Origin of the sequence: Janthinobacterium rivuli, assembly GCF_009208735.1 — a bacterium.
In the GTDB taxonomy this organism is placed as follows: Bacteria; Pseudomonadota; Gammaproteobacteria; order Burkholderiales; family Burkholderiaceae_D; genus Janthinobacterium.
Map to the genome: position 1 here is coordinate 45,433 of NZ_WFLJ01000024.1, position 21,853 is coordinate 67,285.

The 21,853-nt window shown below is 63.3% G+C and carries 18 protein-coding genes and 1 other RNA gene; 17 read left to right on the plus strand and 2 right to left on the minus strand.

Annotated features, from left to right (window positions below; all coding sequences use genetic code 11):
* Positions 1-13: 13 nt before the first annotated feature.
* The gene (locus GCN78_RS26100; protein ID WP_152254311.1) at positions 14-1,717 is read right to left on the minus strand and encodes a thiamine pyrophosphate-binding protein; all 1,704 of its coding nucleotides are present in this window, start codon (positions 1,715-1,717) and stop codon (positions 14-16) included.
* Between the two features lie 198 nt (positions 1,718-1,915).
* On the opposite strand from GCN78_RS26100, the gene rnpB reads away from it, so the two are divergent.
* From rnpB to GCN78_RS26185, 17 genes are all read left to right on the plus strand, one after another.
* Positions 1,916-2,255: RNase P RNA component class A (rnpB, locus tag GCN78_RS26105), an RNA gene on the plus strand.
* Positions 2,256-2,916: 661 nt separating this feature from the next.
* Positions 2,917-3,345: a division/cell wall cluster transcriptional repressor MraZ gene (gene mraZ, locus GCN78_RS26110; protein ID WP_034748899.1), complete on the plus strand. Its 429-nt coding sequence runs from the start codon at positions 2,917-2,919 to the stop codon at positions 3,343-3,345.
* Between the two features lie 9 nt (positions 3,346-3,354).
* The gene (rsmH, locus tag GCN78_RS26115) at positions 3,355-4,332 is read left to right on the plus strand and encodes a 16S rRNA (cytosine(1402)-N(4))-methyltransferase RsmH (RefSeq protein WP_152254312.1); all 978 of its coding nucleotides are present in this window, start codon (positions 3,355-3,357) and stop codon (positions 4,330-4,332) included.
* Positions 4,329-4,598: a cell division protein FtsL gene (gene ftsL / locus GCN78_RS26120; protein ID WP_010394930.1), complete on the plus strand. Its 270-nt coding sequence runs from the start codon at positions 4,329-4,331 to the stop codon at positions 4,596-4,598. Before rsmH ends, ftsL begins: the two co-directional genes overlap by 4 nt.
* Positions 4,598-6,376, plus strand: a complete 1,779-nt coding sequence (locus tag GCN78_RS26125) for a peptidoglycan D,D-transpeptidase FtsI family protein (RefSeq protein ID WP_152254313.1) — start codon at positions 4,598-4,600, stop codon at positions 6,374-6,376. Before ftsL ends, GCN78_RS26125 begins: the two co-directional genes overlap by 1 nt.
* A gap of 8 nt (positions 6,377-6,384) precedes the next feature.
* Complete coding sequence (locus GCN78_RS26130) at positions 6,385-7,893, plus strand: UDP-N-acetylmuramoyl-L-alanyl-D-glutamate--2,6-diaminopimelate ligase (protein ID WP_152254314.1); 1,509 nt, start codon at positions 6,385-6,387, stop codon at positions 7,891-7,893.
* Positions 7,893-9,323, plus strand: a complete 1,431-nt coding sequence (locus GCN78_RS26135; RefSeq protein WP_152254315.1) for a UDP-N-acetylmuramoyl-tripeptide--D-alanyl-D-alanine ligase — start codon at positions 7,893-7,895, stop codon at positions 9,321-9,323. The genes GCN78_RS26130 and GCN78_RS26135 overlap by 1 nt, the downstream gene beginning before the upstream one ends.
* A 2-nt stretch (positions 9,324-9,325) precedes the next feature.
* On the plus strand, positions 9,326-10,501 hold the full coding sequence (gene mraY, locus GCN78_RS26140) for a phospho-N-acetylmuramoyl-pentapeptide-transferase (protein WP_152254316.1): 1,176 nt from the start codon (positions 9,326-9,328) through the stop codon (positions 10,499-10,501).
* Entirely contained in the window at positions 10,501-12,057 is a 1,557-nt protein-coding gene (gene murD, locus GCN78_RS26145) for a UDP-N-acetylmuramoyl-L-alanine--D-glutamate ligase (RefSeq protein ID WP_152254317.1), read from the plus strand. The genes mraY and murD overlap by 1 nt, the downstream gene beginning before the upstream one ends.
* Positions 12,057-13,268, plus strand: a complete 1,212-nt coding sequence (gene ftsW, locus GCN78_RS26150; RefSeq protein WP_152254318.1) for a putative lipid II flippase FtsW — start codon at positions 12,057-12,059, stop codon at positions 13,266-13,268. The genes murD and ftsW overlap by 1 nt, the downstream gene beginning before the upstream one ends.
* Positions 13,265-14,359: an undecaprenyldiphospho-muramoylpentapeptide beta-N-acetylglucosaminyltransferase gene (murG, locus tag GCN78_RS26155; RefSeq protein WP_152254319.1), complete on the plus strand. Its 1,095-nt coding sequence runs from the start codon at positions 13,265-13,267 to the stop codon at positions 14,357-14,359. The genes ftsW and murG overlap by 4 nt, the downstream gene beginning before the upstream one ends.
* 10 nt (positions 14,360-14,369) lie before the next feature.
* On the plus strand, positions 14,370-15,773 hold the full coding sequence (gene murC, locus GCN78_RS26160; RefSeq protein WP_035824839.1) for a UDP-N-acetylmuramate--L-alanine ligase: 1,404 nt from the start codon (positions 14,370-14,372) through the stop codon (positions 15,771-15,773).
* Between the two features lies 1 nt (position 15,774).
* Positions 15,775-16,743: a D-alanine--D-alanine ligase gene (locus tag GCN78_RS26165; RefSeq protein WP_226939832.1), complete on the plus strand. Its 969-nt coding sequence runs from the start codon at positions 15,775-15,777 to the stop codon at positions 16,741-16,743.
* Position 16,744: 1 nt separating this feature from the next.
* Positions 16,745-17,563 (plus strand): cell division protein FtsQ/DivIB, encoded by an 819-nt coding sequence (locus GCN78_RS26170; RefSeq protein ID WP_152254320.1) that lies wholly within the window; start codon positions 16,745-16,747, stop codon positions 17,561-17,563.
* 45 nt (positions 17,564-17,608) lie between these two features.
* The gene (gene ftsA / locus GCN78_RS26175; RefSeq protein ID WP_010394955.1) at positions 17,609-18,841 is read left to right on the plus strand and encodes a cell division protein FtsA; all 1,233 of its coding nucleotides are present in this window, start codon (positions 17,609-17,611) and stop codon (positions 18,839-18,841) included.
* Between the two features lie 154 nt (positions 18,842-18,995).
* Entirely contained in the window at positions 18,996-20,204 is a 1,209-nt protein-coding gene (gene ftsZ / locus GCN78_RS26180) for a cell division protein FtsZ (protein WP_034784974.1), read from the plus strand.
* A gap of 184 nt (positions 20,205-20,388) precedes the next feature.
* The gene (locus tag GCN78_RS26185) at positions 20,389-20,895 is read left to right on the plus strand and encodes a peroxiredoxin (RefSeq protein WP_092717091.1); all 507 of its coding nucleotides are present in this window, start codon (positions 20,389-20,391) and stop codon (positions 20,893-20,895) included.
* 122 nt (positions 20,896-21,017) lie between these two features.
* Here the strand turns inward: GCN78_RS26185 and GCN78_RS26190 are convergent, their stop codons facing one another.
* A complete protein-coding gene (locus GCN78_RS26190; protein WP_152254321.1) occupies positions 21,018-21,785 on the minus strand; it encodes a class I SAM-dependent methyltransferase in 768 nt (255 codons plus the stop codon).
* Between the last annotated feature and the right edge of the window lie 68 nt (positions 21,786-21,853).

A 21,853-nucleotide genomic window follows, 5' to 3' on the forward strand; every position in this document is an offset into this window, starting at 1 on the left:
CCTCGCAAGGGGCTTATCGGGCCGCTTGCGCCTTTTCCGCATTCGCCCGGATGGTGGACAGGGTCGCGTTCGGCGTGATCAGGTTGCCGTCATAGCGCAGCTCGATCAGGGCCGGCAAGTTGTTGGCCTTGGCATGCGCCAGCGCCCGCCGCAGGGCGGGAGCGAACTCTTCTGTTGTAGCCACCACTTCGCCATGCGCGCCATACGCCTGCGCCAGCGCCGCAAAATCCGGGTTGTGCAGGGTCGTGCCCGACACGCGGCCCGGGTAATCGCGTTCCTGGTGCATGCGGATGGTGCCGAACATCTGGTTATTGAAGACGATGATGACCACGCCCGCCTGGTATTGCACGGCCGTGGCCAGTTCCTGGCCATTCATCATGTATTCGCCATCGCCGGCAAAGGTGATCACGGTGCGCTCGGGGTGCACGATCTTGGCCGCCACGCCGGACGGCACGCCGTAGCCCATGGCGCCATTCGTCGGCGCCAGCTGCGTGCGCAGGCCGCCGTAGCGGTAGAAGCGGTGCGCCCACGAGGCGTAATTGCCGGCGCCGTTCGTCAGGATGGTATCCAGAGGTGCCTGCGCCATGATCTCTTGCGTCACTTGCCACAGGTCCAGCGGTGCCTGGCCATCCTGGAAGATGGGCGGGCGCTGCTGGTAGGCGGCCAGCTCGGCCTTCGCTTCGGTCGGTGTATGTTTCCATGCGGCAGTGTCGACGGGGGCCATGGCGGCCAGCATGGCGCACACTTGCGGCATGCCGCTGTTGATCATCAGTTCGGCCTGGTAGACGCTGCCCAGTTCCTCGGCATCCGTATGGATGTGCACGAGGCGCTGGCGTGGCACGGGAGAGTCGAACAGGGTGTAGCCGCCCGTCGTCATTTCGCCCAGGCGCGGGCCGATGGCGATGACCAGGTCCGCATTTTTCACGCGCGCGGCCAGTTTCGGGTTGATGCCGATGCCGACGTCGCCGATGTAGTTCGGATGGGCATTGTCGAGCAAGTCCTGGAAGCGGAAGGCGCAGGCGACGGGCAGATGGTTGTTTTCCGCGAACTGCTGCAGGTCGGCGCACGCTTGCGGCGTCCAGGTGGTGCCGCCCAGCAACACCAGCGGGCGCTGCGCCTCGGCCAGCATGCTGCGCAGTTGCTGCAGTTGGGCGTCCGATGGCGCCGCCTGCACGCTCTGGTAGGCGCGCGTGTCGGCGACCGTCGCCATGGAAATGAGCATGTCTTCCGGCAGGGCCAGCACGACAGGGCCGGGACGCCCGCTGGTGGCGACCTGGAAGGCGCGCGCCAGGTATTCGGGAATGCGCTCGGCGCGGTCGATCTGCGCCACCCACTTGGCCATCTGGCCGTACATGCGGCGGTAGTCGATTTCCTGGAACGCTTCGCGGTCGACGAAATCATTGCCCACCTGGCCGATGAACAGGATCATCGGGGTGGAATCCTGGTAGGCCGTGTGCACGCCGATCGAGGCGTTGGTGGCGCCCGGCCCCCGCGTGACGAAACAGATGCCCGGCTTGCCCGTCAGCTTGCCGTAGGCTTCGGCCATGAAGGCGGCGCCGCCTTCCTGGCGGTTGATGATGAAGCGGATGCCCGAGTCGTGCAGGGCGTCGAGTACGTCGAGGTAGCTTTCGCCAGGCACGCCAAAGGCGGTGTCGACACCGTGGATCTGCAGGGCATCGACCAGGATCTGGCCGCCGGTACGGGATTGTTGCGTCATGTTCGGCTCTTTATATGCTAGTGGGTGGCAAAGAAATGGGGCAAGCGGTGCGCATGCGCTTGCATGCAAGCAGCTTGCCCCATTCTATGTGAGCCGATTTGGCCCGGCTTTTGAAATGGCGACACCGAATTACACAATCCCCCGACGGTTACACCGCGCTTTTGCCGAAACATGCTGCGGCGCGGTACAATGGCGGGTGAAGCAGGCCAGACAGTCGCTGGCCGGCGCAGCAATGCGCTGGCGGGAGGAAGGTCCGGACTCCATAGAGCGGGGTGACGGTTAACGGCCGTCCGTCGAAAGCCGCAAGGTATAAGGCGAGGAATAGGGCCACAGAGACGAGCGTATTAAGTTACGGTGAAACGCGGTAACCTCCACCTGGTGCAATTTCAAATAGGCACGCGATGATGCTGCTCGCGGAGCGTGCGGGTAGAAAGCTTGAGCGCCCGAGTAATCTGGCGCCTAGAGGAATGACTGTCATAGCGCCGACCTGCAAGGGAAGGCGCCGTAACAAAATCCGGCCTACCGGCCTGCTTCACTTGAATTCCTGCTCCCTGGCTTGCCGGGGAGCGTATCGGCCGCAGCGTTTCGCCTGCTGCGCGCCGCCCAAAAGCCCCCGGGAGGGGGCTTTTTTTGTTTCCAAAAAAATAGCATTTAGGATAAAGTTGTATATACAACTAAAGATGAACAATTGGTTAAAGTTTCTTGAATACAATTAATTGCTGCATTGCAAAAATAGTTTTTCCGCGTCGGGCCAGGCCCTGAAAATAGGGGCGGTAGGCGCCATGGACACTTATTTTTTGCTTTAAACCAAGTCTTTCACTGCAGCTGATTGCTGTTGTGCCCGAATGACGAAAGTATTGTCATGTGTCAACTAACTGTAAAAATTTCAATTTTTCGATTTCGTTTTTTTCGATGTTTACGGTAGGAAAACACATGTGTGCAGATGAGGTAGCACATTCACTATCTTTCATAAGTATCTAATTTATCGATATATTTTTATTTGAGACTCCTTCAACGATATGCGCTAAGTCCTTAATTTCATTAATAAAATTCCTGTTTTGCCAATCGGAAACCGCTTGACCACTATCTTTGCTTCCTCTAAAGTGGGCAACTGTGTGAAAAAGTGTGTTTTTGTGGGAAATTTTCCCTTTTCATCGTGATGCGCAAGCGTCGCAAACCAAGCTCAAAAAAGGTCTTCCGTGTTTCAAGGCGCGTCCGCAATCAATCTCGATGCCAAAGGCAGGATGTCTATCCCTGCCAAGCACCGTGACGCGCTGGCGATTCAATGCGAAGGCCGCTTGACCCTGACCAAACACCCCGATGGCTGCCTGCTGTTTTTCCCCCGTCCCGTGTGGGAAAGCCACCGCCAGCAAATCGCCGCCTGGCCCATGTCGGCGCGCGCCTGGCAGCGCATCTTCCTCGGCAACGCCGTCGATGTCGAGCTGGACTCGGCGGGCCGCGTGCTGATCTCGCCTGAGTTGCGCAACGCCGTGGGGCTGGCGCGCGAAGTCATGATGATCGGCATGGGCAGCCACTTTGAAATATGGGATGCCGCCAAATTGGCCGACAAAGAACAGCAGGCGATCGATGCCGGCACCCCCGATGTACTTTCCAATTTTTCTTTCTAAGGCTCCGTAATGACACAACTCACGGTGCCGGAATTTCAGCATCGCACGGTGCTGCTCGATGAAGCGGTCGATGCGCTCGACCTGACGGGCGACCGTGCGCACGGCATTTACGTCGACGGCACGTTTGGCCGCGGCGGCCATAGCCGCTTGATCTTGTCGCGCCTGGCGCCCGACGCGCGCCTGATCGGCTTCGACAAGGACTTGCAGGCCATCGCCACGGCCGAGCAGATCGCCGACCCCCGCTTTGAAATCGTCCACGACAGCTTTGCCACCATGACGGCCAGCCTGGCCGAACGCGGCGTGCGGCAGGTGGACGGCATCCTGCTCGACCTGGGCATCTCGTCGCCGCAAGTCGACGACGCGGCGCGCGGTTTCAGCTTCCGCAACGACGGACCGCTGGACATGCGCATGGATACCACGCGCGGCATCTCCGCGGCCGAATGGCTGGCGGTGGAAACCGAGCAGAATTTAGAGAAAGTGATACGCGATTATGGGGAAGAACGGTTTGCTTTTCAGATTGCAAAGGCGATTGTTGCTGGCCGGGCAGTCCAGCCAATTTCAAGCACACGACAGCTTGCCGGCATCGTGGCAGGCGCCGTCAAGACCCGCGAGAAGGGTAAGGACCCCGCTACCCGCACCTTTCAGGCCATACGCATTTTCATTAACAAAGAGCTCGAGGATCTCGAGATCGGCCTGAACCAGGCATATGCCTGCCTGGCTCCCGGCGCGCGCATGGCCGTGATCAGCTTTCATTCGCTGGAAGACCGCATGGTCAAGCGCTTCTTCGCCTCGAAGGCGAACGTGGAGCAGCCTGACCGCCGCCTGCCGATCCGCGCGGTCGACTTGCCGCAGCCGGAAATGAAGCTGATTGCGAAGATGAAGCCGTCCGACGCCGAGATCGAGGGCAATCCGCGCTCGCGTTCGGCCGTGATGCGCGTGGCGCAGCGTTTGCCGCTGGCCGCCCCTGCAAACGGCGGCGCCCGATGACTGGCAAGCTGTGTGTCGTGCTGTCGGCCCTGCTGGTGTGCTGCGGCCTGTCGCTGGTGAACGCGCAGTACCAGTCGCGCCACCTGCTGATCGACCTGGAACGCGCGCAAGCGCTGTCGCGCCAGCTCGACATCGACTGGGCGCAGCTGCAGCTGGACCAGTCCACCCTGGGCAAGCATGAACGCATCGAAGCGATCGCGCGGCGCGACCTGAGCATGACGCCGCTGACGGCGGCGCGTACGCAATACCTGACGGAGGGCGAATAATGAAGTTGGGCGGTAACAGCAACGGCCGGGTGGCGGCATCGAAAGGCGTGCCATTCTCGAAGAACCCAGTACTGGCGGTGCGTCTGCCCGTCTGGCGTTCGCGCGTGGTGCTGTTCCTGCTGTTCTTCGCTTTCGCCGGCCTGGGCGCGCGCGCCCTGTGGCTGCAGGGCGTGTCGACGCAGTTCCTGCAAAAGCAGGGCAAGGCGCGCTATGAGCGCACGCTCGAATTGCCGGCCACGCGCGGCAAGATCACCGACCGCAATGGCCAGGTGCTCGCCTCGTCCGTGCCCGTCAAGGCCATCTGGGCCATTCCCGACGACGTGCTGCAGGCGTCGCCCGAGAAAATCAACGCGCTGGCCGGTCTGCTGGAAATGAACGTCAACGAATTGCGCAAGAAGCTCGATTCGGACCGCAGCTTCGTCTACCTGAAACGCCAGGTCGAGATGGACGTGGCCGACAAGATCTCCAAGCTGGGCATCGACGGCATCGACGAACGCAAGGAATACAAGCGCTTTTATCCGCAGGGCGAAGTGATGACCCACGTGGTCGGCTTCACCAACGTGGAAGACGTGGGCCAGGAAAGCATGGAACTGGCGCAGCAAAAAACCCTCGTCGGCACCACCGGCAGCCGCCGCGTGATCAAGGACCGCCTGGGCCACATCGTCGAAGACATCGGCTTCATCCACGAACCGCATGACGGCAAGGACCTGACCCTGTCCGTCGACAGCAAGATCCAGTACATCGCCTTCACGCAGTTGAAGGAAGCGGTGGAAAAATTCAACGCCAAGGCCGGTGGCGCCGTGGTGCTCGACGTGCATACGGGCGAAGTGCTGGCACTGGCCAATTACCCCAGCTACGATCCAAACGACCGCCGCAAGCTCACGGGCCAGCAGCTGCGCAACCGCGTCATGACCGATACCTTCGAGCCCGGATCGACCCTGAAACCGATCACGGTCTCGCTGGCGCTCGACACGGGGCGCGTCAAGCCGACCACCCTGATCGACACGGGGCCGGGGCGCTACACCATCGCCGACCGCACGATCACCGACACCAAGCCGCACGGCGTGATCAATGTCTCCGAAATCATCGAAATGTCGTCGAACATCGGCACCTCGAAAATCGCGCTGGGCATGCCGTCGCAGGAAATGTGGGAAATGTTTACCAAGGTGGGCTTCGGCCAGCAGCCGAAATGGGGCTTCCCCGGCGCGGTGGCCGGTCGCGTGCGTCCGTATAAATCGTGGCGCCCGGTGGAGCAGGCGACCATGAGCTACGGTAACGGCATTTCCGTCTCGCTGATCCAGCTGGCGCGCTCTTATATGATGTTCGCGCGCGACGGCGACACGATTCCCCTGTCGTTCCAGAAGGTCAATGAACTGCCCGTGGGCCAGCAAGTGATCAAGCCGAAGACGGCCGCCGAAATGCGCGCCATGCTGGAACTGGTGGTCTCCGGCGCGCACGGCTCGGCCAAGCGCGCCCAGGTCGCCGGCTATCGCGTCGGCGGCAAGACGGGTACCGCCTATAAAGTGGAAAACGGCCGCTATGCGATGCCGCGCAAATACATCGGCTCCTTCGTGGGCATGGTGCCGATGTCGGCGCCGCGCTTCATCATTGCCGTGATGATCGATGAACCGACCGGCCCTGCCCACTATGGCGGCCAGGTTGCCGCTCCCGCTTTCGCGGCGATTGCGACCAACGCGCTGCGCGCGATGAACGTACCGCCCGATTCCTCCGTTACCGAAATCGTGGTCCCGGCCAATGCCGGCCCGGAGGCCATGTGAAGTCACTCATGACCATACAAGACATCAGTTTGTGGATCAAAACGGCTGCCCCGTCCGGGCAGCTGACGTCCGATTCGCGCCGCGTGCAGCGCGGCGACGTGTTTTTCGCCTATGCGGGCGCCACCCATTTCATCGCCGCCGCCATCGAGCAGGGCGCCGCCGCCATCGTGCATGACGCCGTCGAATGGGACGCCGCATGGAGCGTGCCGCACCTGCTGGTCAGCGACCTGAAACGCCTGGCCGGCCCCGTGGCGCATGCTTTTTACAACATGCCCGACAGCGCCATGTTCAGCGCCGGCGTGACGGGCACGAATGGCAAGACCTCGTGCGCGCTATGGCTGGCGCAGGCCCTGGCGCGCCTCGGTGTCACCTCGTCCGTCATTGGGACTTTGGGCGTGGGCCTGTGCAAGCCACGCGGCGCCATCGAATTCGACGTCACAGGCTACACCACGCCGGACGCCGTGCTGCTGGCGCGCAAACTGGCCGCCATGCGCGACGCCGGCGCCAAGGCCGTCGCCATCGAAGTGTCGTCGATCGGCCTGGACCAGGATCGCGCGGCCGGCATGCATTTCGATGTCGCCATGTTCACCAATCTGACGCGCGACCACCTCGACTACCATGGCGACATGGCGGCCTACGAGGCGGCCAAGGTCAAATTGTTCGACTGGCCCGGCCTGAAAACGGCCGTCATCAACCTGGATGACGCCATGGGGCTGCGCCTGGTGCGCCACGTAGACGGCAAGCTGTCCGGCGAGTATCCCGTCATCGGCTACACCTTGCAGGACGCGGCCAGCCTGCCCGATTTGCCGGGCGTGCTGATGCTGCGCGCCAGCCAGTTCCGCAGCCGCCATGCCGGCACCGACTTCCATCTGGAATGCGCGCTGGGCGTGGCGCTGGTCAAGACGCAACTGGTGGGCCACTTCAATATCAGCAATGCGCTGGCCGTGCTGGGCGCCTTGCTGGCGCACGGCGCCGGCCTGCGTGCCGCCATCGACGGCATCGAATCGCTGCAGCCGGCCCCCGGCCGCATGCAGCAGGTGGGCGGCCAGGAAGCGCCGATGGTCGTCATCGACTATGCGCACACGCCGGACGCGTTGGAAAAAACCCTGGCCGCCTTGCGCCAGGTGGCGCAGGAGCGGGGCGGCCAGCTGTGGTGCGTGTTCGGCTGCGGCGGCGACCGCGATCCGGGCAAACGTCCGCAGATGGGCGCCATCGCGCAGCTGGCCGATCACGTGCTGGTCACCAGCGACAATCCGCGCAGCGAAGATCCGCACGCCATCATCGCGCAGATCGTCGCCGGTATGCGTGCCGACGGTCCGCAACCGCAAGCCATCGAAGACCGCGCCGGGGCCATTTTGTCGGTCATCAAGCATGCGGCCAAGCCGGACGTGATCCTGTTGGCGGGCAAGGGCCATGAGCCGTACCAGGAAATCAAGGGCAAGAAGCTGCCGTTCTCCGATGCCGACCATGCGCAGCTGGCCCTGTCCGCGCGCCTGACGATGATGAGGACGAACTGATGCGCGGCACCCTGACAGAATTGATGTCGTCGCTGGCCGGCGTGCAGCTGACGGGCGACGCCGTTTTTGACGGCGTGTCCACCGACAGCCGCAGCGCGCAAGCGGGCTCGCTCTTCGTCGCCCTGCGCGGCGAGAGCTTCGACGCCCACGATTTCCTCGACCAGGTGACCGCGCGCGGCGTCGCCGCCGTGGTGGTCGAGCGCTTGCCCGAAGGCTGGGACAGCATCAAGGTGCCGGCCATCGTGGTGCCCGATACCCTGGCCGCGCTGGGCCGCATCGCCAACCACTGGCGCGGCCGTTTCAACCTGCCCGTCATCGGCGTCACCGGCAGCAATGGCAAGACCACCGTCAAGGAGATGATTGCATCGATCCTGGCGGCGGCCTTCGGCGAAGAAGGCCGCCTGGCCACGCGCGGCAACCTGAATAACGAGATCGGCGTGCCCCTGACCCTGTTCCGTCTGAGCGAGCAGCACAAGGCGGCCGTCATCGAGATGGGCATGAACCATCCGGGCGAGATCGCGCGCCTGGCGGCGATCGCCGCGCCGACCCTGGCGATGGTCAACAACGCGCAGCGCGAGCACCAGGAATTCATGCATACGGTGGAAGCGGTGGCGCGCGAAAACGGCGCCGCGCTGGCGGCATTGGCCGACGACGGCGTGGCCGTTTTCCCGCATGGCGATGAATTCACGCCCCTGTGGCGCGAACTGGCCGGCGCGCGCGCCGTCATCACCTTTGGTTTGTCGAAGGAGGCGGATGTCAGCTGCACGCACCGCGCGGCCGAGGACTTTGGCAGCGACCTGTTCGTCAGCGTGCGCGCACCTGATGGCAGCTTGCGCCAGTTCTTCGTCGGCTTGCAGGCGGCGGGCGAACACAATGTGCGCAATGCGCTGGCGGCCGTGGCATGCGCGATCGGCGCCGGCATCGCGCCAGAACATATCAAGCAGGGCCTGGAGGCGTTTTCTCCCGTGAATGGCCGTCTGCAGAAAAAACGTGCCGCCAACGGCGCCACCATCATCGACGACAGCTACAACGCCAATCCGGATTCGGTGAAGGCGGCCATCGACGTGCTGGCGCAGGCAGCAAAGCCGCGCATCCTGGTGCTGGGCGAGATGGCGGAAGTTGGCACGCAAGGGCAGCAGTTCCACGAAGAGATCGGCGCCTACGCCGCCGCCAAAGGCATCGAACACGTGCTGGCGACGGGCGGCCTGGCGCGCCATCTGGTGAATGCGGCGCAGGCAGCCGCGAGCCAGGAATCAGGCACGGTCGTGGAGTATTTCGAACAGTTCGACGGCTTGCTGGCAGCGCTCGATGCGCATTTGTCCGGCCGTTCGGATGCAACAGTATTAATCAAGGGCTCCCGTTCCATGAAAATGGAGCGGGCCGTGCAGCATTTGATTGGTTCAAACAACAATAACAAGGAAGCTCACTAATCATGCTGCTCTGGCTCGCTCATTATTTCCAGGACGACATTGGCCCACTGCGGGTCTTTAACTTCATCACATTCCGCGCCGTCTTCGCCACCCTGACGGCGATCTTGATCGGCCTGTGCGCCGGCCCCGCCGTGATCCGCATGCTCACGCGCATGAAGGTCGGCCAGGCCGTGCGTACGGACGGTCCGCAAACGCATCTGAAAAAACACGGCACCCCGACCATGGGCGGTGTGTTGATCCTCATCGCCATCGGCATCTCCACCTTGCTGTGGGCCGACCTGTCGAACCGTTTCATCTGGCCGGTGCTGATCGTCACCCTGGGCTTTGGCGCCATCGGCTGGGCCGATGACTACCGCAAGGTGGTGCACCAGGACCCGGAAGGCATGCGCTCGCGCGAAAAATATTTCTGGCAGTCGCTGATCGGCATCGCCGCCGCGTTCTACCTGGCGTTTTCCGTCTCCATCTCCGAGCCCAATGCCGGCCAGGTGTGGAATCTGATCTACGCCTGGGTGCAATCGGGCTTCGCCATGGACTTGCCGCCGAAGGCCGACCTGATCGTCCCGTTCTTCAAGACCATCAGCTATCCGCTGGGCGTGTGGGGCTTCATCGCGCTGACCTATTGCGTCATCGTCGGCACCAGCAACGCCGTCAATTTCACGGACGGTCTCGATGGCCTAGCCATCATGCCGACCGTGATGGTGGGTACGGCCCTGGGTCTGTTCGCCTATCTGACCGGTAACGCCACGTACGCGCGCTACCTGTTCATCCCGCACATCCCTGGCGCTGGCGAACTGGTGATCTTCTGCGGCGCGCTGGCCGGTTCCGGTCTGGCCTTCCTCTGGTATAACACGCATCCCGCGAAAGTGTTCATGGGCGACGTGGGCGCGCTGGCACTGGGCGGTGCACTGGGCACCGTCGCCGTCATCGTGCGCCAGGAAATCGTCCTGTTCATCATGGGCGGCATCTTCGTCGTCGAAACGCTGTCCGTGATCATCCAGGTCGTCTGGTTCAAGTATACGAAGAAGCGCTATGGCGTGGGCCGCCGCGTCTTCCTGATGGCGCCCTTGCACCACCATTTTGAACAAAAAGGCTGGAAAGAGACGCAGGTTGTCGTGCGTTTCTGGATCATCACCATGATGCTGGTGCTGCTCGGCCTGACCACCTTGAAGCTGCGCTGATGATGTACGACGCTAAAACCGCACTGGTACTGGGCCTCGGCGAATCGGGGCTGGCGATGGCCCTGTGGCTGGCCCGCAGCGGTGCTTGCGTGCGCGTGGCCGACACGCGCGAGGCGCCGGAGCGCCTGGCCGCCTTGCAGGCCGCCGTGCCGCAGGCGCAGTTTATCGCCGGCGCCTTCACGGCCGACCTGCTCGAGGGCGTCGATTTCGTCGCCGTCAGTCCTGGCCTGGCGCCGCAGCGCGAACTGGCGCATATTGCGCCGGCCGCTCTGGAGAAAGATATCCCCGTGTGGGGCGAGATCGAACTGTTCGCGCAGGCGCTGGCCGCGCTCAAGGCGGAACGCGGCTATGCGCCGAAAGTCATCGCCATCACGGGCACGAATGGCAAGACGACCGTCACCAGCCTGGTAGGCTTGCTGTGCGAACGCGCGGGTCTGGCCACGCGCGTGGCCGGCAATATCAGCCCGGCCGCGCTGGACGTGCTGCGCGAAGTGCTCGATGCCGAGCCTGCGCCGCAGCCGGTGGAGGCGCAAGCTGACGTGGCGGAAGCCGTCGCCAGCACCTTGCCGCAGGCGTGGATTTTGGAGCTGTCCAGCTTCCAATTGCACACGACGTTCAGCCTGCAGGCCGATGCGGCCACGGTCTTGAATCTGTCGCAGGACCACCTGGACTGGCATGGCGACATGGCTGCCTATGCTGCCGACAAGGCGCGCATCTTCGGCGACCAGACCGTGCGTATCCTGAACCGCGACGATGCCTTGGTCATGCACATGGCCGATCCGCTGGCCGAGACCATCACCTTCGGCACGGGCGAGCCGGCGGAGGTGGACAGCTTTGGCCTGGTCAATGAACGCGGCATCTTCTGGCTGGCGCAAGCCGTGCCCAGCGAAGAAGTGATCGAGAAAAAACGCAGGAAGAACGATCCGGCGCCGGAACCGGTGCCGACGATGGCGAAAAAGCTGATGCCGGCCGACGCGCTGAAAATCCGCGGCCAGCACAATGCCGCGAACGCGCTGGCGGCGCTGGCCCTGTGCCGCGCCATCGGCCTGCCATTCGCGCCGCTGCTGCATGGCTTGCGCGAATACCAGGGCGAGCCGCACCGTGTGGAGCTGATCACGGCGGTCAATGAAGTCGAGTACTACGACGACAGCAAGGGCACGAATGTGGGCGCGACCGTGGCGGCCCTGTCCGGCCTGGGCAAGGCCTTCGGCGGCGCGCAGCAGCGTCTGGTGCTGATCGCCGGCGGCGACGGCAAGGGACAGGATTTCTCGCCGCTGGCCGAACCCGTGTCGCGCTATGTGCGCGCCGTGGTGCTGATCGGCCGCGATGCGCCGGCCTTGCGCGCGGCGCTGGAGCCGGCCGGGGTGGACATCGTCGACTGCGCCACCTTGCCGGAAGCCGTCAAGCGCGCCAGCAGCCTGGCGCAGGCCGGCGATGCCGTGCTGCTGTCGCCCGCGTGCGCCAGCCTGGACATGTTCAAGAACTATGCGCACCGCGCGCAGGTGTTTGTTGACGCCGTGCGCGACATCGCCCTGGAAAACGGACAGGATCTCTGATGGCCTTCCAACTGCCCTTCCGCTTCGGTTCCGGCTCGGCTGCCAAGCCGCTGGATAGCCGCGCGCGGCAGTCGAAGATGATGGACTATGACAAGCCGCTGGTGTGGGTCGTCCTGCTGCTCATGTTGCTGGGCATGGTGATGGTGTATTCGGCGTCGATCTCGCTGTCGGACGCGCGCAAGTTCGCCGCCTACACGAACAATTACTTCGTCGTGCGCCAGGCGCTGTTCATCGGCGTGTCGATCGTCGTCGGCGCGCTGGTGTTCCGCATCCCCGTCGCCACCTGGCAAAAGATTGCGCCGTGGCTGTTCATCGGCACCCTGGTGCTGCTGGTGATGGTGCTGATACCGGGCCTGGGCGTGTCGGTCAACGGCGGGCGCCGCTGGCTGAACCTGCCGGGCCTGCGGCCGCAGCCGTCCGAGCTGATGAAGGTGGTGATGGTGCTGTACGCGGCCGACTACACGGTGCGCAAGCAGGAATACATGCACAAGCTGACCAAGGGCTTCATGCCGATGGCGCTGGCCGTCAGCTTCGTCGGCCTGCTGCTGCTGATGGAGCCCGATCTGGGCGCCTTCGGCGTGATCGTCTGCATCGCCATGGGCATTTTGTTTTTGGGCGGCGTCAACGCCATCTGGTTCGGCGGCATCGGCGCCATGCTGACGGCGATCTTCGTCACCATCATCGCCTTGTCGAAATTCCGCCGCGAGCGGTTTTTTGCGTATCTCGATCCGTGGCAGGAAGACAATGCGCTGAACAAGGCGTACCAGTTGACGCACTCCTTGATCGCCTTCGGGCGCGGCGAACTGTTTGGCGTGGGCCTGGGCGGCAGCGTGGAAAAACTGCACTACCTGCCCGAAGCGCATACGGACTTCTTGCTGGCCGTGATCGGCGAGGAACTGGGCCTGGTCGGCGTGCTGGTCGTGATCGGCATGTTTTACTGGATTATCAAGCGCGCCTTCGACATCGGCCGCCAGGCGATCGCCATCGACCAGACCTTTGCGGGCCTGACGGCGAAAGGCATCGCCATCTGGATCGGCGTGCAGACCTTCATCAACATGGGCGTGAACCTGGGCCTGCTGCCGACCAAGGGCCTGACCTTGCCCCTGATGAGTTATGGCGGCACGGGCGTACTGATTAACTGTATCGGCCTGGCGATTTTGCTGCGCATCGATTACGAAAACCGGATCCTGATGCGGGGAGGCCGGCTATGAATAACGTGACGAACTTGAAAACGACGAAAAGACTGATGATCATGGCGGCCGGCACCGGCGGCCATATTTTCCCGGGCCTGGCGATCGCGCAGACGATGCGCGCGCGCGGCTGGGAAGTGAGCTGGCTGGGCACGACCCACGGCATGGAGCAGGACCTGGTGCCGAAAAGCGGCATTCCCATGGACGCCATCGCGTTCTCCGGCATGCGCGGCAAGGGCCTGGCGCACACCATCCAGGGCGGCTTCAGGATGCTGGCCAGCTTCTTTGCCATCCGCCGCTTCATCGCCAGCCGCAAGCCGGACGTGGTGATGGGCATGGGCGGTTACGTCACCGTGCCGGGCGGCCTGATGGCGCGCCTGAAGGGCGTGCCGCTGGTGCTGGTCAATGCCGACGCGGCGCTGCTGCTGTCGAACAAGACGCTGGTGCCGCTGGCGCAGCAGGTGTGTTTCGGATTTCCCGCCGATTTCGGCAGCGCCGCCGGCAAGGCCGTCGTCACGGGCAATCCCGTGCGCGCCGAGATCCTCGCCATGGCGCCGCCGGCCACGCGTTTCGCGGGCCGCGGTGGCCCCTTGCGCATTCTGGTGGTGGGCGGCAGCCTGGGCGCGAAGGCGCTGAACGACAGCCTGCCGGCCGCGCTGGCCCTGATGCCGGAGGGCGAACGCCCTGTGGTGACGCACCAGTCGGGCAAGAAGAATATCGACGCCCTGCATGCCGCGTATGCGCAGGCGGGCGTGCAAGCCAATGTGGTCGATTTCATCGACGACATGGCCAGGGCGTATACCGAGGCCGACCTGGTGATTTGCCGCGCAGGCGCGATCACCCTGTCGGAACTGACGGCGGCCGGCGTGGCCAGCGTGCTCGTGCCGCTGGTGGCGTCGACCACCAGCCACCAGCGCGACAACGCGCAATGGATGGCGAAGCAGGGCGCGGCGATTCACTTGCCGCAGACGGAAATGAGTGCGGCGTCGCTGAGCACCTTGCTGGCGTCGCTGAGCCGCGATACCTGCCAGCAGATGGCGCAGGCGGCACTGGCAGCAGGCAAGCGCGACGCCAATGAGGCGATCGCACACGTATTGGAAAAACTGGCATGAGGTTAGCTCTGTGAAGCATAAAGTAAACAATATCCACTTTGTCGGCATTGGCGGCAGCGGCATGAGCGGCATCGCCGAAGTGCTGGTCAACCTGGGCTACAAGGTGTCGGGCTCCGACCTGGGCAGCAATGCGGCGACGCAGCGCCTGGCGAGCCTGGGCGCGACCGTCATGCTCGGCCATGCGGCCGAGAACATCGGCGACGCCGATGCCGTCGTGACGTCGGGCGCCGTCCCGCAAGACAATCCGGAAGTGGCGGCCGCGCGTGCGCGCAAGATTCCGCTGGTGCCGCGCGCCGTGATGCTCGGCGAGTTGATGCGTTTGAAGCGCGGCATCGCCATCGCCGGCACGCATGGCAAGACGACCACCACCAGCCTGGTCGCTTCCGTGCTGGCGCAGGGCGGTCTCGACCCCACGTTCGTCATCGGCGGCCGGCTGACCAGCGCCGGCGCGAACGCCAAGCTGGGCTCGGGCGACTACCTGGTGGCCGAAGCCGATGAATCGGACGCCTCCTTCCTGAACCTGACGCCGATGATCGAAGTGATCACGAATATCGACGCCGATCACATGGACACCTACGAGCACGATTTCGAAAAGCTCAAGCAGGCCTTCGTGCAGTTCACGCACCGCTTGCCGTTCTATGGACGCGCCATGCTGTGCATCGACGATCCGCACGTGCGCGCCATCATCCCGTCCGTCACCAAGCCGGTCACCACCTACGGTTTCGCGGAAGACGCGCAGGTACGCGCCATCAATGCGCGCGCCGTGGGCCTGGAAATGCATTTCACCGTGCTGCAGGAAGGCTACCCCGACCTCGACGTGGTGCTGAACCAGCCCGGCATGCACAATGTGCAGAATGCCTGCTCGGCGATTGCCATCGCGCGCGAAATCGGCATCGCCGACAGCGCCACGCAGCAGGGCCTGGCCGAGTTTTCCGGCGTGGGCCGCCGCTTCACGCGCTACGGCGACGTGGCGCTGCCGAACGGCGGCAGCTTCGCCCTGGTCGACGATTTCGGCCATCATCCGGTGGAAACGGAAGTGACCCTGGCCGCCGCGCGCGCCGCCTATCCGGGCCGCCGCCTGGTGCTGGCGTTCCAGCCGCACCGCTACAGCCGCACGCGCGACCTGTTCGAGGATTTCGTCAAGGTGCTGGGCGCACCGGACGTGCTGCTCCTGTCCGAAGTGTATGCGGCGGGCGAAGCGCCTATCGTCGCCGCCGACGGCCGCGCACTGGCGCATGCGCTGCGCGCGCGCGGCAAGATCGAACCGATCTTCGTCGAGTCCATGACGGACATGGCTGACACCATCATGAGCGTGGCGCGCGACGGCGACGTCGTGCTGACCATGGGCGCGGGTTCCATCAGCGGCATCCCGCAACAACTGACAACGTATCAATCTCACACTGTAAAGGCCTGACGTGAACCAAGCTTCAGCTATCGACGTTAAACAATTGGGCAAGGTCGGCGTCCTGTTCGGCGGCCGCTCGGCCGAGCGCGAAGTGTCGCTGATGTCTGGCGCGGGTGTGCTGGCCGCTTTGACAAGCCGCGGCGTGGATGCGCATGGCTTCGACACGGGCGAACGCAGCCTGGCCGAACTGGCCGCTGAAAAATTCGACCGCGTCTTCATCGCGCTGCACGGCCGCTTCGGCGAAGACGGCAGCCTGCAGGGCGCGCTGGAGCAGCTGGGCATCCCGTACACGGGCAGCGGCGTGATGGCTTGCTCGGTGGGCATGGACAAGGTCTACACCAAGATGATCTGGCTGATGCACTCGTTGCCGACGCCGAAGTATGCGGTGCTGGACGACAGCTCCGACCTGGCCAAGGTCGCCGCGGAACTGGGCTTGCCGCTGATCGTCAAGCCGCCGCACGAAGGCTCGAGCATCGGCATCACGACCGTCAACGAAGCGTCGGCCTTCCAGGCCGCCTACGACATCGCCGCCGGCCTCGATGATGCGGTGCTGGCCGAGGAATTCATCAAGGGCCGCGAATTCACCGTCGCGATCCTGGGCAAGGGCGCCACGGCGCGCGCGCTGCCGCCGATTGAAATCGTCGCGCCGCAAGGCAATTACGATTACCAGAACAAGTATTTTACGGACGATACGCAGTATTTCTGCCCGCCGCAGCTGGACCCGGCGATCGTGGCCGAGATGGAACGCATCGCGCTGGAAGCCTACCGCGCCCTCGGCTGCGAAGGCTGGGGACGGGTCGATGTGCTGATGCGCGCGGCCGACAGCAAGCTGTTTTTGCTGGAGGTCAATACCTCGCCAGGCATGACGGGCCATTCGCTCGTGCCGATGGCGGCGCGCGCGGAAGGCACCAGCTATGAAGACCTGTGCCTGGAAATCGTCGCTGGCGCCAGCCTGAAAATGCACAAGGGACAGCGCTGATATGTGGCATGACGCTAAAAGCCTCAATACGACTGCCAACGGCTTGCTGGCCGCGGTTCTGGTCGTGTGCGTGGCGGCCGGCGTCTGGTGGGTGTCGCAGCGTCCCATGTTCGACCTGCGCACCATCAAGGTGGAAAGCGCGGACGAGAAGGGCTTGCGCCACGTGAATTACCTGACCCTGCGCAGCGGCACCCTGGGCCGCATCAAGGGCAATTTCTTCACGACCAACCTGGAAAGCGTGCGCGGCGTGTTCGAATCGGTACCCTGGGTACGCCGCGCCAGCGTGCGGCGCGAGTGGCCGAACCAGCTGATCGTGGCGCTGGAAGAACACGAGGCGCTGGGCACCTGGGGCGAGGATGGGCGATTGCTGTCGGTCAAGGGCGACGTGTTTACAGCCAATGTGGCCGAAGCCGAAGACGACCATGAATTGCCCGCCTTCGCCGGCCCCGATGGCAGCGAGAAGGAAGTGCTGGCCACCTATGTGCAGCTGGCAAAGTGGTTTGCGCCGCTGAAGATGGTGCCGGAAAGCCTGTCGCTGTCGAGCCGCTATGCGTGGACCGTGAAGCTGGATAACGGCATGAGCGTGGCGCTGGGGCGCGAGCAGAATCATACGACCCTGAAGGCGCGGGTCGACCGGCTGGTGGGCATCTACCCGCAGCTGGCGAGCCGGCTGGAAAATATCGACACGATCGATATGCGCTACCAGAACGGGCTGGCGCTCAGTTCCGCCGGCCTGGTGATACCGGCCGAAGGCAAGGATGGCAGGCCGGCGCCGGCGATCAGGAAGAAAAATGGCAGTCCGATTAAAAAACCGGCTTAACCGAATCATCAATTTAACAATAGCCCAAAAAACTAGGCGACAGAAATGACAAAAGACGCGAAAAACCTGATCGTCGGCCTCGACATCGGCACCTCGAAAGTGGTGGCGGTGGTAGCCGAAGTGATGTCCGACGGGCGCCACGAAGTGATCGGGCTGGGCCAGCACGAATCGAAGGGCCTGAAAAAGGGCGTGGTGGTCAATATCGAGGCCACGGTGGAGTCCATCCAGCGCGCGCTGGAAGAGGCCGAGCTGATGGCCGACTGCAAGATCCGCAATGTGTACGCGGGCATTGCGGGCAGCCATATCCGCAGCTTCAATTCCAGCGGCATGGTGGCCATCAAGGACAAGGAAGTGACGGCGACCGACGTGGCGCGCGTCATCGAGACGGCAAAAGCGGTTAACATTCCGACCGATCAGCAATTGCTGCACACGGTGCCGCAAGAGTTCATCGTCGACAGCCAGGAAGATGTGCGCGAGCCTATCGGCATGAGCGGCATCCGCCTGGAGGTGAAGGTGCATATCGTCACCGGCGCCGTGTCGGCGGTGCAGAACATCGTCAAGTGCGTGCGCCGCTGCGGCCTGGAAGTGTCGGACCTGATCCTGCAGCCGATGGCGTCCGCCGATGCGGTGCTCACGCCCGACGAGAAGGAACTGGGCGTGGTGCTGATCGACATCGGCGGCGGCACGACCGATGTGGCGGTATTCTCCGATGGCGCGATCCGCCATACGGCAGTCATTCCCATCGCCGGCGACCAGATCACCAACGACATCGCCATGGCCTTGCGTACCCCGACCGCGGAAGCGGAAGAAATCAAGATCCGCTATGGCGTGGCCAAGCAGGTCCTGGCCGACCCTGGCGAATCGCTGGAAGTGCCTGGCCTGGGCGACCGCGGCCCGCGCAACCTGTCGCGCCAGGCGCTGGCGGCAGTGATCGAGCCGCGCGTCGAAGAGCTGTTCGCGATGGTGCACCAGGTGGTGCGCGAATCCGGTTACGAAGGCGTGCTGTCGTCGGGCATCGTGCTCACGGGCGGCACCTCCATCATGCCCGGCATGGTGGAAATGGCCGAAGACATTTTCCTGAAACCGGCGCGCCTTGGCACGCCAGAGTATCGGGGCCAGCTGGCCGACGTGGTGCGCAGTCCGCGCTATGCCACGGTCTTGGGCCTGCTGCTGGAAGCGAAGAAGCAATACCTGCGCGGCCACATCGTGACGCGTCAGGACGGCTCGGTGAAGGCGGTCTGGCAGCGCATGAAGGAATGGTTTTTAGGGAATTTTTAAGGGCATGATTTTCGCCCGGCAGCACAGGTTTTTTGGCAGCATCGCAGGTACACACACATAACTTTATTTTATATTTAACCGCAGTTTTCAATCTCCAGTTCTCCTACCAATATGAGGCCTGGCGCTTGGAAACCGCATCTGATAGGAGCACATCATGGAGTTCGATATGGTCGATAACACAGCTTTAGGTACCGTCATCAAGGTCGTCGGCGTCGGCGGTGCGGGTGGCAATGCAGTCCAACACATGATCAACAAAGGCATGTCGGGTGTGGAGTTCATTGCCGCCAACACCGACGCACAGGCCCTGTCGACATCGAAGGCCCACAACATCATCCAGATCGGCGACACCGGCCTGGGCGCCGGCATGAAGCCTGCCGTCGGCCGCCAGCTGGCCGAAGAATCGCGCGCGCGCATCGCCGATTCGCTGCGCGGCGCGCACATGGTCTTCATCGCCGCCGGCATGGGCGGCGGCACGGGCACGGGCGCCGCTCCTATCGTTGCCGAAGTGGCCAAGGAACTGGGCGCGCTGACGGTGGCCGTGGTTTCCAAGCCATTTTCGTACGAAGGCCAGAAGTGCATGGACATCGCCGACGAAGGCCTGGAACAGCTGTCGCTGCACGTCGATTCGCTGATCATCATCCTCAATGAAAAACTGGAAGAGATCTACGAAGACGAAAGCATGCTGGAATGGATGCAGCACGCCGATGATGTGCTCAACAACGCGGTGGCCGGCATTGCCGAGATCATCAACGTGCCTGGCCATATCAACGTCGACTTCAACGACGTGAAAACCATCATGGGCGAGCAGGGCAAGGCCATGATGGGCACGGCGACGGCTTCCGGCGTCGACCGCGCGCGCATCGCCGCCGAACAGGCCGTCGCTTCGCCGCTGCTGGACGGCATTGATCTCTCTGGCGCGCGCGGCGTGCTGGTCAACGTCACGGCCAGCCGTGGCTTGAAAGGTAAAGAGATCAAGGAAGTCATGGCCGCCGTGCGCGCGTTTGCCGCGCCGGACGCGTCGATCGCGCAAGGTATCGCCTACGACGACGCCATGGGCGACGACATCCGCGTCACCGTGGTGGCCACGGGCCTGGGCCGCGCGAAGAAAAACATCCAGCTGGTACCGCAGCAAGTGCTGCGCACCGGTACCCACAACAGCCCGTTGACCCCGTCGGCTGCCATGGGTAGCGCGCAAGCGGCGACGACGACGGTAGGCGTGGCCACGCCGGCAGCCGGTTTCGACGGCATGAAGGCGCCGGCGGTATGGCGTCGCGAATCGGCTTCCGAGCAGGTGCGCGCGATGGAAAAGAATGGCATGGAGACGTATGACATTCCAGCGTTCCTGCGCAAGCAAGCCGACTAAGGTGGTTTGATGTATGCACGCATGACGGCGGCCTGAGGGCCGCCGTTTTTTTTGCCGGTTTTTGACTTTTGACTTTGCCTTTCCGGCCGTTTTCTGCACAAATACGGCAAGTCAGGCATACTATCGCGCAGTGTCGGCATCATGCCGGCAGCATCCTCAACCGACAAGTACACAAGGAGTCAACATGACCATCAAGATCGGCGACACCCTGCCAGAAGGCACCCTGGCCGAATTCATCGAAAGCGAAACCGAAGGTTGCGCACTGGGCCCGAACACGTTCAACGTGCAAGACCTGGTCAAGGGCAAGAAGATCGCCATCTTCGGCCTGCCAGGCGCCTACACCCCGACCTGCTCCGCACAGCACGTGCCAGGCTACGTGCAGCACGCCGCCGACCTGAAGGCCAAGGGCGTCGATGAAATCTGGTGCATCTCCGTCAACGACGCGTTCGTGATGGGCGCCTGGGGCCGCGATCAGAAAGCCACCGGCGTCGTGCGCATGATGGCTGACGGCAATGCCGCCTACAGCAAGGCCCTGGGCCTGGACGCCGATTTTTCCAAGCATGGCATGGGCACGCGCTCGCAGCGCTACTCGATGCTGGTCGACAATGGCGTCGTGACGCAATTGAACATCGAGCAGGGCGGCAAGTTTGAAGTGTCGAACGCCGAGACCTTGCTGGGTCAGTTGGCTTGATGGTCGGGGTCAGACCCTTGGGGTCTGACCCCAGCAATTGATGTGGGGTTAATGCCCAGCTAAAGCTTGCTACCAACCCAAATCAAAATCTGGGGTCGGACCCAAAGGGTTCGACCCCATTTTTATTGCACCTGCGGCTTGATCGCCTCGAACATGGCCGCATCGATGCTGAACGAATAATCGTCCTGCAGCGCGAAATACCGGCGCGCTTCCTCGGGCGCGCCATCGAACAGGTTGCGGATGGCCGCCACGCGCTCGTTCGGCGTGCGCATGCGTGCCACCCACTCGTCGAATTGCATCGTCAGTTTCCACACGCTGCGCAAGCTGTGCGTGAATCCCGCGTTGTCGAACTTGGCGCCCCATTCGCACGTACGGTAGTCGCGCACGTGCGAGGCGTCGCGCAGCATTTCCACCGCTTGCAAGGTGCTGTCGTACAGGGCCGTCTTGGGCGCGACGATGTCGACCACCAACAAGGTGCCATTCGGGCGCAGCACGCGCCACGCTTCGGCCAGCGCGCCCGCCACGTCGTTCCAGTGGTGCGCGGAAAAGCGCGTGACGACCATGTCGAAGCTGGCATCGGCAAACGGCAGGCGGGCCACGTCGCCCTGTTGCGTGCTGATGTTGTGCAAGCCGCGCTGCACCCTGGCGCAGTCCACCACGTCGAGCATGGGCTGCGCCAGGTCGTAGGCGACCACCGATTGCGCCACGGGAGCGACGGCGAAGCTGGCGTGGCCGGCGCCGCAGCCCAGGTCCAGTACCACCGGCTTGCCGTGGCGGCGCGCGCATTCCTGCATCAGCACCAGGTCGGCGCCTTGCGCGTGGACGGCGCTGCTCAGGTAGGCATTCGCCGTCTTGCCAAACTGTTCGGTAACGACATCGTGCTGTTGCATGGTTTTCTCCTGTGAATGGGTGAGTTCCTGCAGAATAGGGATAAAATTATCCTGTAACAAGACCATAA